This window comes from Aeribacillus composti (genome assembly GCF_031760945.1).
Taxonomy (GTDB): domain Bacteria; phylum Bacillota; class Bacilli; order Bacillales; family Aeribacillaceae; genus Aeribacillus; species Aeribacillus composti.
On sequence record NZ_CP134501.1, the window covers coordinates 3,617,981 to 3,635,477 of the forward strand.

Here is a 17,497-nt window from a genome sequence, read left to right on the forward strand (position 1 = left end):
GTAAAGCTTGTCAATCCGGCCAAATCAGCTGCTGCGGATGTTTTTTTCAGCACTGGTGGATTGCTGCTGTTAAGCAAGTTTTCCAGTCCACATAAATCGTTAATCGAAGCGTTCGTATCAAAAAGAAATCGGCATAAAATGCCCCTATCACTCAATGGAAGCAAACATTTATTTAATACTCTGGTACGCAATTAAAATATACATACTCGCAGATGGCAGATCTGATTGAATTTCTTTCGCTGCACAAACTGCCAGAAAACAGGATCGCCCATTATCATGCAGCGAACAATTTTCCGCAGGAAAACTCAACATCAGTCTATAGATTCAAACAAATTTAAACAGTCGAACAATCATGTTCTAAAAGAGGATTGCAGTTTGGCTAAAAAGACGCTTTTTTCTCAACTGGCGAATGAAAAAGAAGCTAAAATACTATATTGCGAGCGGAGACACTGTTAATACGTTCAATCGGCTACACGTTTCCCCACTATCACTAAATCTCGCTCAACACCGTCCAGTACCGCCACACGGGGAAAGTGCCCCCAATCTCGGAATCCATTTTTGTAAAACAGCTTTAAGCTCGGGATGTTGTGCTTGAAAATAAAGCCAAGCAAATTTTTTATTTGGAGGCTTGGAGCCTTTTCTATAGCGGTCTTCAAGGCAAAATCGCCGATTTGTTTTCCCCGGTACTGTTCATCAATGTAAATGCTAATTTCCGCAGTTCCGTTATAAGCAGGCCTTCCATAAAAGGATTGAAAGCTGAGCCAGCCAGCTACGTTTCCATCCTGTTCGATCATCCACAACGGTCTCGTTTTTGGATTGTGCTCATGAAACCACTGTATGCGGTCTTCCACTGAAATAGGTTCAGTATCAGCTGTCACCATCCGGCTTGGGATCGTTGAATTGTAGATCGAGACGATACTAGGCAAGTCATGTATCGTTGCATCTCGAAAGCGAATATTTTCCACGTGCTTCTTCCTTTCTCCTGCTTAGATTGATTCTATTATATATGGAATAAAGTGAATTTTCGATAATCGCTTCACATTATGTTTTTAAAAAATGTTTCGGCAAGCCTGCTTTCTCGCTTGCACCTCACCGTACGTTGTTTCTTGTACCGTTTATGAAAAATTTTTCGGTCTGTTCTTTATGAAAATTTCAGCGCCTATGCTCATTTAATTTTTACCAGATATGATTTAGACAAAAAAAAAACCTACTCGTTTGAGTAGGATTGTATTGGTTAAGGTTTAGTTGTAGAATTATCAGATTTTTCTTGTTCTGAATTTTCCTTTGACTGAGATTGTTCTTCATCAGGCTGAGTTTCATCTGATGGGGCTGTTTCGTCTGAAGTAGCTTCCTCTCCATCTTTATTATCTTCTTTTTGTGCTGCCCCGTCAGAAGGCTCTTCAACAGATTTTTCAGTTAAACTTGTTAACGGCTCGTCCATGTAGTTTAATGGATTGTAGGCTTTACCGTCTTTGCGGATCTCAAAGTGAACATGGACGCCAGCGTCTTTATTGAATTGGTTTTTCCCAGCTTGTCCAATAATTTCTCCTTGTTTAACTTTGTCGCCGGCCTGTACTTTCGTATCGGCAAGCGATTGGTAAATGGTTTTTACACCGTTTTCATGTTCAATTTCTACGACATATCCTAAAAGAGAATCTTTTTCAGCTTTTGCAACCGTTCCGCTTAAAGATGCAGTGACTTCAAATGCTTTTCCATCATTTGATGCGATATCGATACCTTGGTTTGGATGGTATGTGTTATTATGGAAGACAAGTGCCGTTTCTTGTTCTTTTTCTGAAGCATTAAAGTCATAAAAGTTTGTTACTACCTTCACAGCATCAGGATCGATGGCCGGCATTTTGAAGTTTTCGACGGATTGATTTACTTCCACCGATTGTTCTTCATTATAGGAAACGTCTGTACCATCGTCCGTTGATAAATCGTTTGCATCATTGTTGCGGATTGCTTGATACCATAAAACGGCTGTTAAAATAACGGCTGCACTGACTAAATAAATAGCAGGAAAAACCCATTTTTTTCTGAAAAACTGTTGGAACTTCGAGCCTTGAGAAGTACGTTTCTTTTCTTCCTCTCTCATTGTTCATCACCTCAGCAACCATTGTGAACAAGTTTGAGAGAATCTATACATCAAAATAAAATTTTTTCTTTTATTTTTTGCTATTTGTTTTTTTCTATGCATATTGTTGAAAAATATTTGAAGGAGTTTGGATCATGAAGAAGTTTGCGGTATATGTAATCAGTATTTTACCGATTATGTATATGGCGGTCATTTGGATCTTGTCGAGCTATCCAGCTGACACTTTCGTCAAAACGCCGTTTTCGTTCGACCATTTTTTGAAAGAGTCGCTTCATCTCATTGAGTTCGGAATTCTTTATTGGCTTTTCATTTTCGCCTTCGCTGTCCATGAAAAGCTTACAGAAAAATTAAGTTTCGCCTCAGCGATGATCGCTGTTTTTTACGGGCTGTGTGATGAAATTCATCAATATTTCGTTCCCTCAAGATCTGCGACAATCATTGATCTTATTAAGGATACAATCGGTGTTTTCGCATCCTACTATATCGTCAAAATCTTTTATTTCCAAAAAGACGAATCGAAGCTGAAAACGTTTTTTTGCAAATTAGCAGCATTAAAAAGAGGGGGTGTCTAATAAGTCGTTTTTACGGCTTATTGACGCCCCCATGAATGTTTTAGAAACGTTGATATATCGGTGTTTATGATTTTTTGTTTTCAATGGGGATTTGACTTTCTGGACAGCCCCTCTAAAAAAGAATTTATCGAGTCGATCAATATTTCATTTAGTTCGAAATGAAGTTGGCAGCTTAATGGCACTATCAGCGGTAGCCCTAAAGAAACAAATGTGAGAACACCGATTACCGATTTTCTCACAAAACGCACCGATTTTTTTATTTTTTCGCCATATATTTTGATAAAAACGGGTTGGCTTGTGAAATTTCAATTCCCTGGTAGTAATGTGAGACAATCTCTTTATAATTTTTCCCTTCCTGCGCCATAAAATTGGCACCGTACTGACTCATGCCGACTCCGTGTCCGTATCCTTTTGTCGTAACAATAATTTGGTCGCCTTTCAATGTCCACGAAAAATCCGTTGACCTTAGACCTAGCTTTTCTCTTATTTCCCTTCCAGTAAACTTTTTCCCGTTAATTTCGACTAGAGCGACCCTGTGTCCTGGCGTCCTTTCGATAATTTTTCCAATTGAATTGCCTTTCCCTATTTTAATCCCTAATTTTTGTTCAAACTCTTGAACGGTGAATACCTCCCTGGCGAGAAATTTTTCCGATTTCTCATCCCAAGGGCTTTCTACGCTTTTTAAATAAGGAAGGGCGTTCGGCCAAATGGCCTCCGAATTTTCCGTATATCCATTACTCGTTGAAAAAAAAGAAGCATCAATCGGCTTGTCGTCATACGTTAAAATTTGGCCTCTTGTTTCGGCAACAGCTTCTTTAATCTTTTTTATTTTCCAATCAAAATCTTTTTTCCAAATTCTCCTTAATTCTTCTTCATTTTTATAAACTTGATGGAGCTCAGTATCCGTGACTACCGCTCCTTTGGGAGAGCCGACATTTTGGCCCGTAAACAGCTCTTTCACGATGTACGTTCTAGCAGCTAAAGCTTGAGCCTTTAACGCTTCTTTTTCAAATTCTGCGGGCATCTCGGCGGCGACAACACCGACCACATATTCTTCAAGCGGAACTTCATCAATTTTTTTTTCTTGAGAACGATAAATTGGTACAGAAACTTTTGATTCCTTTTGTAGCACATCCGTTGTTTTCTTTTCGGCTAGTTCCTCGCCAAGCGTAGCTTTCGTCTTTTCGGCAAACGGGGCTACCAGCAAACTTGGCACCATCAAAATAATGAAAAATATTGCTGCAAAAAAAAGAAAGAACGGTTTCACTCGTTTCATATTACAGCCCCCATTTCTTTTATCGCTGACTTCAGTAAAGTTTATGGGGAAGGACAACCTTTTATGACTGAAATCGGAGATGCCATTTACAGGGGGAGTTTTAAGTATAAAACGAAAAAATATGAAAAAAATAAGCGGGTAATACGAAAAAGAAGCTAGCATCTCCTAAAAGAGGCTAGCTTCTTTTGTGAAATTATACATTTAAATTCGTTGCAACGGCTTGTTGTTCAATTGCCGGGATGTCTGCTTCATCATTGACGCGTTCAATATCTGCGCCAAGTTCTTTTAACTTCTCATGAAAACGGACGTAGCCGCGATCTAAATGCTTCAGCTCCGTAACCCGTGTATACCCTTCTGCAGCAAGCCCAGCTAAAATTAATGCAGCTGCCGCTCTTAAATCGGTTGCCGTTACTTCTGCACCTTGAAGCTTTACAGGACCGTTAATGATACAAGAGCGGCCTTCGATTTTAATATCTCCGTTCATACGACGAAATTCTTCTACGTGCATAAAGCGGTTTTCAAATACCGTTTCGGTAATTACGCTAGTTCCGTTTGCCTGAAGCAGCAGGGCCATCATCTGAGACTGCATGTCAGTAGGAAAACCTGGATGAGGCATAGTTTTAATATCCACTGCCTTCAATGTTTCCGGACCAATGACACGAATGCCTTCTTCTTCCTCGATAATGGTTACGCCCATTTCTTCCATTTTCGCAATTAATGATGTCAAATGCTCCGGAACTGCTCCTTTTACAAGGACATTCCCTTTCGTAATGGCAGCAGCAACCATAAATGTTCCTGCTTCAATACGATCTGGAATAATTAAATGCTTTGCACCGTGCAAGGAATCTACACCTTCAATTCTGATAGTACCAGTGCCTGCGCCACGGACATTTCCGCCCATTTTGTTTATAAAATTCGCAAGGTCGACAATTTCAGGCTCCTTTGCACAGTTTTCGATTACAGTTGTTCCTTCTGCAAGTGCGGCTGCCATCATAATGTTTTCTGTTGCGCCGACACTTGGGAAATCCAAATAAATTTTGGCTCCGCGAAGTCTGCCATTCACTTCTGCGTCAATAAAGCCGTTGCCGACTTTTATCGTTGCACCCATCGCTTCGAAGCCTTTCAAGTGCTGATCAATCGGACGGGATCCGATGGCACATCCTCCCGGCAAAGCAACACGTGCACGGCCTTTGCGGGCAAGAAGAGGTCCCATAACAAGCACAGATGCACGCATTTTTCTAACATATTCAAATGATGCTTCCGTTAAAAGCTCTCCGCATGCATCGACAACTACTTGATTACCATCAAAACGAACCTCTGCTCCGAGATAGCGGAGAACTTCGTTTATCGTGTAAACATCGGAGAGCTTAGGAACATCACAAATTTCACTCTTTCCTTCACTAGCTAATAAAGATGCAGCGATGACAGGTAAAACGGCATTTTTAGCTCCTTCGATCTTTACTGTACCGTTTAACTTTCGACCGCCGCGGACGATGATTTTTTCCAAGGTATTCCCCTCCGCGTCCCATTTTCTCTATATTAATATTCAGTTGTAATAATAGGTGTTCCTACTGTTACAGTAGTTCTTTCGCCCATTCCTGCACTTCTGAGCGAAATTTGAATGTTCATCTTTCCATTTTTCGTTTCAATAGAATGATCCCAATCGTTTGTAAAACCGGATATGGAAACGAAGCGTTGCTCGTTTAAGCTTTCCACCGGTTTTGCATGAAACCTTTTTAAAAGGTTATTTGCCTCAAAAAACAAAACACCTTCCATCTTATCATCTGTATAGCCTTTGACACAAGTGAAAAATGTAGGATTTCCAGGAATTTTGTCGAAAATGTGACGGTTAAAATAGCGCTCCAGCTTCATCCATGCACGGCCATTCCAACGTTTCCCTGTTGCTTCATATATAACTTGAATTTTCGGGCTTGCCTTTGCATGAGGTTTAATAATTTGCAATGTTTCAGTGATCTGCTTATCGCTGTTGTAATAAGTGCCGGTCCACTTTTCAAAATTACCGCTTTCCAAGTAAGACCAATTAAATTGACGAAACTGTGTGTAGATTCGTTTCACTTTTTTGCTTTTTTGTGAAAAAGAAAATTTTGCAAAAATTGACCATTCTGCCACATCTATGTTTTGTTGCTGAAATTGCTCCACGATTTCCTCTACGTGAAAATCGTGTCTTTCAGCATTCGTTCGTTCTGTGTGCCAAGCTGACAAAAGAAAACCGAATAAAAATATGAAAATAAAGACAAAATATAAATTTTTCACCGCCATCACCCTTTCCTTATTAAAAGTGTTGCCGGAAAGGGTTTTGGCATACGTGGAAAAAGTCGTCAAGATTAGACAACAGCCTTTATGTATTCATTGTCCCTCGACATGTTTAAAAAAGATATTGCAGCTGCTGTGACCAAAAAAAATAGTTCAAGAAAAAATTGCTCACAGATGACGCAATGGCGATGGTCAATAAAATGAGCAAAAGCCTTGTCTCGACAACTCTTCCTTTACGAATAATTTTTTCAATTTGAAGAGCCTGTAAAGCCCGCCAAGTTAGAAAAATAAATACTAAATTTACTATGATGCTAATGAGCGCCTGCTGGCCTAGCCCCGCCACATTACTCCTCCTTCCGAAATCTTCCTTTCTTGTTTCACAAACCCACTTTATTATATAAAAATCTTTCCTATTCATGCACACTTTTTATTTGATTTTGTGAAAAACAATGGTTAGGCAGTTTTTTCATGTTGTTATTTCTTATAAATGAAGCATTCATTGATGTGGAATGTAGATAGGAGGTCAATTCGTTATTTTTTTGGATTTGCAGTTTTAGAGTTGAATGATGCGATTACATGTTGTCCATTTTTTGCTGTCAATAAAAGTAAGTTGCCGATTTTTTGCATCCAGGCTAGAGCCAACATTGCAAAATAGCCATGATCATGATTTCTTAGTTTTTTCAAAAAAGACGGCCCGAACTTAAGCGCCGGGACGTCTTAAATGAGAAATTAAAAGTTCTTTTTCGCCACGTTAATACGATTGATGGCACGTTGCAGCGCCAGCTCAGCACGTTTAAAATCTATGTCTTCCTGCCCTTGGCCTTTGCGCTGCAAGCGTTCCTCTGCACGTTTCTTTGCAGCTTCCGCGCGGGCAACATCGATATCTTCAGCTCTTTCAGCTGCTTGTGCCAAGATCGTGACTTTATCAGGGCGAACTTCCAAAAAACCTCCGCTGACAGCCACGAGTTCTGTATTATTTCCTTTTTTCAGCCGAACTGCGCCAATTGCAAGCGGCGCAACCATTGGAATATGACCAGGCAAGATTCCAAGCTCGCCGCTTTGAGCTTTGGCGCTGACCAATTCTATATCCGCATCATAAACTGGGCCATCGGGAGTGACGACACTGACTTGTACGGTCTTCATATTCAGTTCCTCCTAGGGTCCCAAAATATTATACTTCAACGCCCATTTGCTTCGCTCTTTCAAGGACATCTTCAATTGTGCCCACTAAGCGGAACGCATCTTCAGGAATGTGGTCGTACTTACCTTCAAGAATTTCTTTAAATCCACGTACAGTTTCTTTTACAGGCACATATGAACCAGGCTGTCCTGTAAACTGCTCAGCAACGTGGAAGTTTTGTGATAAGAAGAATTGGATTCTTCTAGCACGATGTACAACAAGCTTATCTTCATCTGAAAGCTCGTCCATACCAAGGATTGCAATAATATCTTGCAACTCTCTATATCTTTGCAATGTTGCCTGAACTTGGCGGGCAACGTTGTAATGTTCTTCACCGACGATTTCCGGAGCCAATGCACGTGACGTTGAAGCAAGTGGATCCACCGCTGGATAAATCCCCATCTCTGACAGCTTACGGTCAAGGTTTGTTGTCGCATCTAAGTGTGCGAATGTTGTAGCCGGAGCAGGGTCTGTATAGTCGTCAGCAGGCACGTAAATCGCCTGAATCGATGTAACAGATCCTACGTTTGTTGATGTAATCCGCTCCTGCAATTGTCCCATTTCTGTCGCAAGCGTCGGTTGGTATCCAACAGCAGAAGGCATGCGTCCAAGCAACGCAGATACTTCGGAACCAGCTTGTGTAAAGCGGAAGATGTTGTCGATGAAGAAGAGAACGTCTTGCCCTTGCTCATCACGGAAATATTCAGCCATTGTCAGACCTGTTAATGCAACGCGCATACGCGCTCCAGGCGGCTCGTTCATTTGTCCGAACACCATTGCTGTTTTGCTGATAACGCCGGAGTCTTTCATTTCAAAGTATAGGTCGTTTCCTTCACGAGTACGCTCCCCAACTCCAGCAAATACGGAAATACCGCCGTGCTCTTGTGCAATGTTATTGATCAGCTCTTGGATTAAAACCGTTTTTCCAACTCCTGCACCGCCGAACAAGCCGATTTTTCCACCTTTAATATATGGAGCAAGCAAGTCAACAACTTTGATTCCTGTTTCCAAAATTTCAACTTGTGTTGACAGCTGTTCAAATTTCGGAGCAGGCTTATGAATTGGATCCCGGCGCGCTTCCGCTGGAATCGGGTCTCCAAGGTCAATATGTTCCCCTAACACATTGAATACCCGTCCTAATGTGACATCTCCAACTGGCACGGAGATTGGAGCGCCTAAGTCTTCGACTTCCATTCCGCGCGTTACGCCGTCCGTTGAAGCCATAGCGATTGTCCGAACGGTGTCATCCCCTAAATGAAGCGCTACTTCCAACGTTAAATCAATGTCTACCTCGTTTTCATTGCGCGCTTTATGTGAAATTTTTAGGGCGTTATAAATTTCCGGCAAATGTCCGCTTTCAAACTTTACGTCCACTACCGGACCCATTACTTGAACTACGCGTCCTTTCATGTTCCTGTTTCCCTCCTAACGTACTGTTTCAGTGATCTATTCAAGCGCTGATGCCCCGCCAACAATTTCTGTAATTTCTTGCGTAATCGCTGCCTGACGAGCTCTGTTGTAGGAAAGAGTCAGCGTATTGATCAGTTCCTTTGCGTTGTCTGTTGCATTCTTCATTGCCGTCATTCTCGCAGCATGTTCGCTCGCTTTGCTGTCAAGCAAGGCGCCGTAAATCAAACTTTCAGCATATTGCGGCAAAAGCACTGCCAAAATGTCTTCCTGAGACGGTTCAAATTCATAAGACGTCATTTTTTTATTCGCAGCGATGTCCGAAAGCGGCAGCAGCTTTTTCTCCGTTACTTCCTGCTGGATGGCGCTGACATAATGGTTGTAGAACATATAAATTTCATCTACTTTTCCATCCTCGAACAGCTTGACTGTATTGGAAGCAATTTCTTTAATATCCGAAAAGCTTATATCATCGCCTAATCCGACAATTTCTTCAACGACAGGCATACCGCGTTTTTTGAAAAAATCGCGGCCGACTTTTCCGATGGCAATCACGGCATATTCATCCGTCGAACGATGCCGTTCTTGAATCGTTTGATAAACGGCGCGCAGCACGTTGCTGTTAAACGCACCGGCAAGCCCGCGATCTGATGTAATGACAACGTATCCTGTCTTTTTGACCGGACGCTTTTCAAGCATCGGGTGGCTTACGTCCGTACTCCCAAGGGCGATGTTTGCCACAACTTCTTGAATTTTTTCCATGTAAGGCACAAATGACTTGGCGCTGGTTTCCGCCCGATTCAGCTTCGAAGCTGAAACCATCTCCATCGCCTTTGTAATTTGGCTTGTCTTCTTCGTCGAATTGATGCGTGTTTTAATATCGCGCAACGATGCCAAAGGTTCTCACCACCTTTTTGAAAAATAGCCGATCATGTTTTGAAAACGGCTGTGAAAAGAATCCCCGTATTTTCACAGCCTTATCGTTCTTTATTCAGAAACTGCAAAAGTTTTTTTGAATCCTTTGATGGCTTTTTCCATTTTCTCGTCTTCAGGCAGATTTCCTGTCGAACGGATTTCTTCAAGAAGCTCTTTTTCATTTTGATCTAAATAAGCATAAAATTCTTCTTCAAAGCGGCGAATATCCTCAACAGGAATATCATCTAAAAATCCTTTTGTTAAGGTGTAAAGGATCATGACTTGTTTTTCAACTGGGATCGGCTTGTTGATGCCTTGCTTCAATACTTCAACTGTACGCATACCGCGGTTTAACTTCGCCTGAGTTGCTTTATCTAGATCTGAACCGAATTGAGCGAATGCTTCAAGCTCTCTGTATGCCGCAAGGTCTAACCGAAGCGTACCCGAAACTTTTTTCATCGCTTTGATTTGCGCTGCACCGCCGACGCGGGAAACGGACAATCCGGCGTTTACCGCAGGGCGCACACCTGAGAAGAATAGGTCAGATTGCAAGAAAATTTGTCCGTCTGTAATGGAAATTACGTTCGTAGGAATGTAAGCTGAGATGTCGCCAGCCTGCGTTTCAACAAATGGTAATGCCGTCAAAGATCCGCCGCCTTTTGCATCGCTAAGTTTTGCTGCACGTTCCAATAGACGGGAGTGCAAGTAAAAGACATCCCCAGGGAACGCTTCACGTCCAGGTGGACGGCGTAGTAATAGAGAAAGCTCACGGTAAGCGGCAGCTTGCTTTGAAAGATCATCATATACGATAAGGACGTGTTTTCCTTGGTACATAAAATATTCGCCCATAGATACACCGGCATATGGGGCCAAATAAAGCAATGGAGCCGGTTGAGACGCAGATGCCGTTACAACGATCGTATAATCTAATGCGCCGTGTTTACGGAGTGTTTCAACAACATTTCGAACTGTTGATTCTTTTTGTCCGATCGCAACATAGATACAAATCATGTTTTCTTCTTTTTGGTTAATGATTGTGTCGATCGCAATTTGTGTTTTACCTGTTTGACGGTCACCGATGATGAGCTCGCGTTGTCCGCGGCCAATTGGGATAAGAGCGTCGATCGCTTTAATACCCGTTTGCAGCGGTTCATGAACAGATTTCCGGTCCATGACGCCTGGGGCAGGGCTTTCAATCGGACGTGTTTTTGTTGTTTCAATCGGGCCTAACCCGTCCACTGGTTGTCCAAGCGGATTTACAACGCGGCCGATCAGCTCTTCTCCAACAGGAACTTCCATAATCCGTCCCGTTCTTCTCACTTCATCGCCTTCACGAATGTCTTTAAAAGGGCCTAAAATAACAATACCGACGTTATTTTCTTCAAGGTTTTGGGCTAATCCCATAACGCCGTTTGAAAATTCGACAAGCTCACCGGCCATGACATTGTCGAGGCCATGAGCACGTGCGATCCCGTCACCTACTTGAATAACTGTGCCGACATCGCTAACTTCTATTTCAGACTGATAGTTTTCAATTTGCTTTTTTATCAGTGCACTAATTTCTTCAGCTTTGATGCTCATGAGTTTCACCCCTATCTACGAACTTTTCGCTAAATTCCGCCCGATGCGTTCGAGCTTACTCTTGATGCTACCGTCAAAAATACGATTGCCGATTTGAAGTTTCAGTCCGCCAATTAAGTTCTGATCAATGATGTTTGTGATCTTAAGCGATTTTTTTCCGACCTTTTGCGCAAATACTTCTGAAAGAGCCTGCTTTTCTTCATCTTTCAACGGACGGACGGAGTAAACCGTTGCTTCTGCTGTTTGCTGTTCTTCATTTGCAAGCTCCACAAAGTTATCTACAAGTTCGGGAACTAAGCGGATGCGATGGCGATCGATAAGCAGAAGAAGAGTATTGACAATTTCAGCATTCAATGAAGAAAACGCTTCATTGACTAATGATTTTTTGTTTTCAAGCAACACCTTCGGATGCTCTAAAATTTGCAGCATTTTTTGATTTTCAACAAACACTTGCTTTACAATTCGCAATTCTTCTTCAAACTGCTTCACTTGATTTTTTTCCTTTGCAATTTGAAAAAGAGCTGACGCATAGCGCTTTGCCACTCCGCCAATCATAATTGTTCTCCTACCTCTTTAATATAATCATTGATCAGCTTCTCTTGCTCAGCTTCATTCAATTCTTTTTCAATCACTTTGGAAGCAATAAGAACGGATAATGATGCCACTTGATTACGCAATTCAGCAACAGCTTGCTCTTTTTCGTGTTCGATTTCTTTTTTGGCTGCTTCTTTCAGTCTTTCTGCCTCCGCACGAGCCGCTTGAATAATATCTTCTTTTTGCTGTTCGCCAAGTTTTTTCGCATTTTCAACAAGCTCCTGTGCTTCGATGCGGGCCTGCTTTAATAGCTCACGCTGCTCTTCGGCAAGCTTTTTGGCTTCCGCATGCTTTTCTTCCGCAGCGTTTATTTCATTTGCAATAAATTCTTCCCTCTGTTTCATAATGCCCATAAGCGGACCAAAAGCATATTTTTTGAGCAATGCTAACAAAATTAAGAATACGACGAGCTGAACGAGCATATCTCCTGCTGCGAAGCCTCCAGCTCCGAGGGCAAATTCAACTGTTAACACGGCTTCGTTTCACTCCCTTCAAAACTTCCATTCTCCAACTACCGGCTATATTGGGACTCTTTTACCATTCACAACATAAAGGAATGGCGAAGATGCTTAAAAAACTTCGCCATTTCCTCTTTTTCACTTGCTGTCCTTTCGATTCGGACTTCACGCAAATTGATTGCATGCACTTCTAAAAAGCCTTTTTCCAACACCAATCTGGGCAAGGCTCTTTTGAAATTTTTGAATTATGCACCAAAAGCCATAAATGCAATAACAACCGCGATAATCGGAATCGCCTCAACCAACGCAACCCCGATAAACATAGTTGTTTGAAGCATACCGCGCGCCTCAGGTTGACGTGCAATACCTTCTACTGTACGAGATACGATAAGTCCGTTACCAATACCAGCACCAAGTGCCGCTAAACCAATTGCAATTGCAGCTGCTAATAAATTCATGAATAAAGTCCTCCTTTATTTGTTTAAAAATAATTTTTTACACAAACATAATGATGAAGTCATTTATTTTTAATGGTCATGGCTAACTTTATGCGCCATATAAACCATTGTCAACATTGTAAAGATAAAAGCTTGGATTGCACCTACAAAAATACTGAATGCCTGCCACGCCATCATCGGAATAATTGCCCCGAGGAAGCCAAATGCTCCGCTAGTTGCCAAGCTGACAAGCAGACCTAGCAAAATTTCCCCAGCATAGATGTTACCGTAAAGACGAAGACCAAGCGTCAACGTGTTTGCAAACTCTTCAATAATTTTAAGCGGGAACAAAAACGGCAGTGGCTTGAAAAAGTCGCTTCCATAGGCGGAAAAGCCCTTTAATTTAATCCCGTAATAATGCGATAAACCGACGACTAAAATGGCCAGTGTCAGCGTTATAGTAGGATCAGCCGTAGGCGATTTCCACCAAAGCTTATGGTCAACAACGATAGCGAATGGTAGACCAAGCATGTTGGAAACAAAAATGTACATGATGAGCGTCATTCCTAATGTAAGGAATCGGCCGCCTGTCTGCCAGTCCATCGTGCTGTTAATAATGTTTTTCACAAAATCCATGACCCATTCCAAAAAGTTTTGCATGCCCGTTGGCTTCATTGCCAAAGAGCGGGTCGACAATACGGCGATGATAAATACAATTGCGCTAGATACAAGAATCATTAAAATATTGGACAAATTAAATTCAAGCCCTAATAATTTTACTATCGGCGCTTCGTGACCCAACAAAATTCACCTCTCTTCCCAAGCTTGTCCGCAAATGTATAGAATAGAATCTATCATAATGACAATATAGATTGTCATTAAACCAATAACCACGCTAATTAAATGGAAATGTTCAGGGAATTTAAGTGCGATTAATACCGCCAGTCCTGCGGCTGCCATCCTTGAAACCGTTCCAAGCGAACGTGCTGTACGGCCTTCTTCAATTGCTTGCTGTATTTGCTTTGATTTACGCACTAGTATCCATAAATTATAGAGGCTAAAGCTTGTACCAAGGGCAAGACCGAGGAAAATATCTTGATAAGGAGTAAACCCCCACGCTAACACATAGATGGCAAGCAAAAACAGCAAATATTTTTTGCTGCGCACAAACAATTTTTCTATACGATCCATAGTTACCGTTCATTCTCCTGAAAAAAATGTTGGACTAATCTCAGCATCGCAATTATTCCCGCAGCCAGTCCAATTAGAAGACCGATGATCAAAAAAACGGGTTCTGTATGCAAATGTCGATCAAGCCATCTTCCTGCAAAAATCCCAACGAGCACTGACCCTGTCAAATAGGAAAGAATGGCGGTCATTAAAGCGTATGCTCGGAGCGGATGGTGCTCTTTTTGCCGCATTGGGTATGTCCTCACAATATAAAATTACCTTATATTTCATTATGTTAAAAGGCTGTTGAAAACCTTATCATCCCACCCCGTTTAGCATACAATAGGCACCAATCAATGTCAATCTGTTTCACGTCAAAAGTTGAGCTATTTGTTAATAATATCACAATTTGTTCACAAATATTTTTGGTGTTTCTATTGACTTTTTAATATTTTTTTATCTAAAATGATTGTCGTTTCATAGCTGCTTTCTTCCCCGTCTTTTTTTGCAAAAATAAGCGCTTTGTAAACGCCGTTTGGAATGTCCTTAAATTGCCCGGAAATGTCTCTTTTCAACAAACCTCCCGGAATATTTCTTTGCCAGTCTAAAAAGCCTTTGAATGTTAAAGTGTCCGGATCATACAGGGCAATCCCGAATTCATCCGCCCCTTGCGGCAAATAAAGCTCATAATGGTACATATTCCCTTGATCGGCAAGCCCAAATTCAAATCCCATGATTTTTGGATAATTCGGTTCGCCAACAACGAATAAATATGGAAGGCGGATTGTCTGGCTGCCGGCTGTTACAACAAGAGTCCCGTCATACAATCCTTCCCTCAATGATTTTGGTGCAACATCAATCGAGACGGATACTTCTCTTTTCCCGTTAGCAGGAACCTTTACGGAAATAGGGAGCTGCCATTGAACCCCTTTTTGATAATGCGGTTTAGAAAAAACAAACGTTTTTTCTTGATCGGAGAGATTTTCAAGAGTTAACGTGATCTCTTTCTTTTTCCTGCCGATATTTTTGTGAAATTGACCGAATGATAGAGATGCCGGATAAATGAGAGCTCTTGTCTGAACAGCCGATAAAATATCGATTCTTCCCGCCCCCTGCTCAAACACCTTGTACAGCCTTCCATTTTGATCATAAAGCGGTTTAGCAGTATTCATCATAGCTGCTTTTATTTGTTCCGGCGACCAATCTGGATGCTTTTGTTTGATCAATGCCGCTGCACCTGCTATATGCGGAGCAGCCATGCTTGTTCCTTGAAGAGCCATATACCCTTTAGGTATTGTGCTGTCAATTGCTACACCAGGCGCGACAAGATCGGGCTTCACTTCCCATGTGACTGTTACCGGTCCTTTTGATGAAAAGGGTGCGAGGCGATCTTTTTCTATCTGAATGGTTGTTTTGATGAACGATTTTTCATTCAATTGTTTCAGCAGCCATTCGCCATCTTCCTTTGAGATGGAGACAACAGGAAAGTCCAATTTTTCTTCTAAATTGCCGGTAAATCTCCCTTTCATGTTGTTGCAAATAATCAACGCTTGGGCTCCGGCTGATTTTGCATTTTTCACTTTTTCGGCAAACGTGATCTCCCCGCGCTTCACCAAGGCTATTTTTCCTTTAACAGAAGGTTTAAAGTCTTTTTTCTCCCCTAAGCCTGCATATTCTATCCGTCCTCTAATTGTTGTCCAAGGGGCAGAATTGAACAAAGATTCAGCTGGTATTTTCTTTTGAAATCCTGAAAGGGTTAAATACTTTACGTCAAGCGGCGGTGTCGATGCGCCGACGGAAATTGCTTTGCTTGCAGTGCCAGGCGAACCGACGGTCCAAATGTTAGGTCCAGAGTTTCCGCTTGATACAACTGCAGTTATCCCCTCTTCAACGGCTCGGTTTAACGCCAGGCTTGTCGGATAATCCGGACCGTTCACATCATTGCCAAGGGAAAGATTTACGATATCTACCTGATCCTCAATCGATTTTTCAATCGCTGCAATAACTTGGTCTGTCGTCCCGTACCCATGAGGGCCAAGCGCTCTATAGGCAATGATGGAGGCTTCCGGAGCAACCCCTTTCAATTTTCCATTTGCCGCTATAATTCCTGCTACGTGAGTGCCGTGAATTGTCCTCGAATTGTCTTTCGCGACTGTTTCCATTGGGTCTTTGTCTTGATCTACAAAATCAAATCCGCCTTGATAATTTTTTTGTAAATCTCGGTGGTTGTAGTCGATCCCCGTATCTATAACAGCTACTTTCACTCCTTTTCCTGTCAATCTTTCATCCTTCGCGTCAAAATAGCCGCGTGCATCGATGCCGCCTATAAAAGGAACACTTTCTTCAACCGTTGCTTGAAAAGTCGTTACAGGCTCTGCATGTTCAATGTAAGGCTCTTTTACTAGCTGATCTAGATCTCTTTTTTTCCCTTTTACTGAAAATCCGGTAAACGTTTTTTTATATTCCCAGCAAATGTTTATTTCCGGATATTTTTTTTGAATCAACTCTTTTATTTTTGAAAGGTTCTGATCTGACAAAACAATGATCATTGTGACTTGTTCATCAGCATTCTCTTCAGGGATTTGTGGATGTTCGGGGAAGGTCTTTGCAAAAGCAGTTACATCAAAAACGTGGAAAATGAAGAAAAAAAGCAAACAAATTCGCACTGAAGGGTTTCCCATTTCTATCACCTCAGCACTTATTGTTCGCTATGAACATCAGTTTATTGCATGAAAAAAGTCGTTTTAAGGGAAAAGTGAGAAATTGATGGAGCGGGAATATGCTGTTCCTTCTATAATGAATTTCCTATACTTTACTAAAAAGAAGGAGAGGGGACTTCGCCCTCTCCTGTTATTTTGTACCAAATAAACGGTCTCCTGCATCTCCTAAACCTGGTACGATATAGCCATGGTCGTTTAATTTCTCATCAAGTGCGGCAATGTAAATATCGACATCTGGATGAGCTTCTTCCATTGCTTTTACCCCTTCAGGAGCAGCTACTAGACACATGAAACGGATATTTTTTGCACCGCGTTTTTTTAGACACTCTATTGCTTCAACTGCTGAACCGCCGGTAGCCAGCATTGGGTCAACAACGATGAAATCCCGCTCTTCCACATCAGAAGGAAGTTTTACATAGTATTCTACAGGCTTTAATGTTTTCGGATCCCGATATAACCCGATATGGCCGACTTTTGCGGCAGGAATCAGTTTCAAAATGCCGTCAACCATTCCTAGCCCCGCACGCAAAATGGGAATAACCCCAAGTTTTTTTCCTGACAAGATTTTTGTTTTCGCTACTCCTACCGGGGTTTCTACTTCCACTTCCTCCAGCGGAAGATCTCGTGTTATCTCAAACGCCATTAATGTAGCAATCTCATCCACAAGCTCTCGAAATTCTTTTGTTCCGGTTTTTTTATCGCGAATATAGGATAGCTTATGCTGAATTAACGGGTGATCAAATACAAACACTTTGCCCAAGTTTCACATCTCCTTTTCTTTTGCCTCAATAGATTTTACAGAAAAAATTTTTGAG

The 17,497-nt window shown here is 41.7% G+C and carries 19 protein-coding genes; 1 reads left to right on the forward strand and 18 read right to left on the reverse strand.

What is annotated here, in order from left to right; genetic code table 11:
• Positions 1 to 461: 461 nt before the first annotated feature.
• The gene (locus RI196_RS17455; protein ID WP_311066652.1) at positions 462 to 965 is read right to left on the reverse strand and encodes a GNAT family N-acetyltransferase; all 504 of its coding nucleotides are present in this window, start codon (positions 963 to 965) and stop codon (positions 462 to 464) included.
• Positions 966 to 1,234: 269 nt separating this feature from the next.
• Entirely contained in the window at positions 1,235 to 2,098 is an 864-nt protein-coding gene (gene spoIIQ, locus RI196_RS17460; RefSeq protein ID WP_311066653.1) for a stage II sporulation protein SpoIIQ, read from the reverse strand.
• A 134-nt stretch (positions 2,099 to 2,232) separates the two neighbouring features.
• Here spoIIQ and RI196_RS17465 point away from each other — a divergent pair, with 134 nt between their 5' ends.
• Complete coding sequence (locus RI196_RS17465) at positions 2,233 to 2,670, forward strand: VanZ family protein (protein WP_063389006.1); 438 nt, start codon at positions 2,233 to 2,235, stop codon at positions 2,668 to 2,670.
• 256 nt (positions 2,671 to 2,926) lie between these two features.
• On the opposite strand, the gene spoIID is transcribed toward RI196_RS17465, so the two are convergent.
• The 16 genes from spoIID to upp form a co-directional block, all read right to left on the reverse strand.
• Positions 2,927 to 3,946 (reverse strand): stage II sporulation protein D, encoded by a 1,020-nt coding sequence (spoIID, locus tag RI196_RS17470; protein ID WP_066251285.1) that lies wholly within the window; start codon positions 3,944 to 3,946, stop codon positions 2,927 to 2,929.
• 193 nt (positions 3,947 to 4,139) lie between these two features.
• Positions 4,140 to 5,453, reverse strand: coding sequence for a UDP-N-acetylglucosamine 1-carboxyvinyltransferase (gene murA / locus RI196_RS17475; RefSeq protein ID WP_311066654.1), 1,314 nt, complete (start codon positions 5,451 to 5,453; stop codon positions 4,140 to 4,142).
• A 32-nt stretch (positions 5,454 to 5,485) separates the two neighbouring features.
• Positions 5,486 to 6,220, reverse strand: a complete 735-nt coding sequence (locus tag RI196_RS17480; RefSeq protein WP_311066655.1) for a YwmB family TATA-box binding protein — start codon at positions 6,218 to 6,220, stop codon at positions 5,486 to 5,488.
• Positions 6,221 to 6,332: 112 nt separating this feature from the next.
• Positions 6,333 to 6,563, reverse strand: coding sequence for a DUF1146 family protein (locus RI196_RS17485; RefSeq protein ID WP_162877012.1), 231 nt, complete (start codon positions 6,561 to 6,563; stop codon positions 6,333 to 6,335).
• 386 nt (positions 6,564 to 6,949) lie between these two features.
• The gene (locus tag RI196_RS17490) at positions 6,950 to 7,363 is read right to left on the reverse strand and encodes a F0F1 ATP synthase subunit epsilon (protein ID WP_063389011.1); all 414 of its coding nucleotides are present in this window, start codon (positions 7,361 to 7,363) and stop codon (positions 6,950 to 6,952) included.
• Between the two features lie 28 nt (positions 7,364 to 7,391).
• Positions 7,392 to 8,810, reverse strand: a complete 1,419-nt coding sequence (gene atpD / locus RI196_RS17495) for a F0F1 ATP synthase subunit beta (RefSeq protein WP_066251292.1) — start codon at positions 8,808 to 8,810, stop codon at positions 7,392 to 7,394.
• 36 nt (positions 8,811 to 8,846) lie between these two features.
• The gene (gene atpG, locus RI196_RS17500; protein ID WP_066251293.1) at positions 8,847 to 9,704 is read right to left on the reverse strand and encodes an ATP synthase F1 subunit gamma; all 858 of its coding nucleotides are present in this window, start codon (positions 9,702 to 9,704) and stop codon (positions 8,847 to 8,849) included.
• A gap of 90 nt (positions 9,705 to 9,794) precedes the next feature.
• The gene (gene atpA, locus RI196_RS17505; RefSeq protein ID WP_063389014.1) at positions 9,795 to 11,303 is read right to left on the reverse strand and encodes a F0F1 ATP synthase subunit alpha; all 1,509 of its coding nucleotides are present in this window, start codon (positions 11,301 to 11,303) and stop codon (positions 9,795 to 9,797) included.
• A 15-nt stretch (positions 11,304 to 11,318) separates the two neighbouring features.
• Positions 11,319 to 11,858, reverse strand: coding sequence for a F0F1 ATP synthase subunit delta (locus tag RI196_RS17510; RefSeq protein ID WP_066251296.1), 540 nt, complete (start codon positions 11,856 to 11,858; stop codon positions 11,319 to 11,321).
• Positions 11,855 to 12,319: a F0F1 ATP synthase subunit B gene (gene atpF, locus RI196_RS17515; RefSeq protein ID WP_082829615.1), complete on the reverse strand. Its 465-nt coding sequence runs from the start codon at positions 12,317 to 12,319 to the stop codon at positions 11,855 to 11,857. The genes RI196_RS17510 and atpF overlap by 4 nt, the downstream gene beginning before the upstream one ends.
• A 281-nt stretch (positions 12,320 to 12,600) precedes the next feature.
• The gene (gene atpE, locus RI196_RS17520) at positions 12,601 to 12,813 is read right to left on the reverse strand and encodes a F0F1 ATP synthase subunit C (RefSeq protein ID WP_063389017.1); all 213 of its coding nucleotides are present in this window, start codon (positions 12,811 to 12,813) and stop codon (positions 12,601 to 12,603) included.
• Between the two features lie 69 nt (positions 12,814 to 12,882).
• A complete protein-coding gene (atpB, locus tag RI196_RS17525; RefSeq protein WP_311066656.1) occupies positions 12,883 to 13,593 on the reverse strand; it encodes a F0F1 ATP synthase subunit A in 711 nt (236 codons plus the stop codon).
• Between the two features lie 6 nt (positions 13,594 to 13,599).
• Positions 13,600 to 13,983: an ATP synthase subunit I gene (locus tag RI196_RS17530; RefSeq protein ID WP_063389019.1), complete on the reverse strand. Its 384-nt coding sequence runs from the start codon at positions 13,981 to 13,983 to the stop codon at positions 13,600 to 13,602.
• Between the two features lie 2 nt (positions 13,984 to 13,985).
• Positions 13,986 to 14,213 (reverse strand): AtpZ/AtpI family protein, encoded by a 228-nt coding sequence (locus tag RI196_RS17535; RefSeq protein ID WP_311066657.1) that lies wholly within the window; start codon positions 14,211 to 14,213, stop codon positions 13,986 to 13,988.
• Positions 14,214 to 14,396: 183 nt separating this feature from the next.
• A complete protein-coding gene (locus RI196_RS17540; RefSeq protein ID WP_311066658.1) occupies positions 14,397 to 16,643 on the reverse strand; it encodes a S8 family serine peptidase in 2,247 nt (748 codons plus the stop codon).
• A 169-nt stretch (positions 16,644 to 16,812) separates the two neighbouring features.
• A complete protein-coding gene (gene upp / locus RI196_RS17545; RefSeq protein ID WP_063389021.1) occupies positions 16,813 to 17,442 on the reverse strand; it encodes a uracil phosphoribosyltransferase in 630 nt (209 codons plus the stop codon).
• Between the last annotated feature and the right edge of the window lie 55 nt (positions 17,443 to 17,497).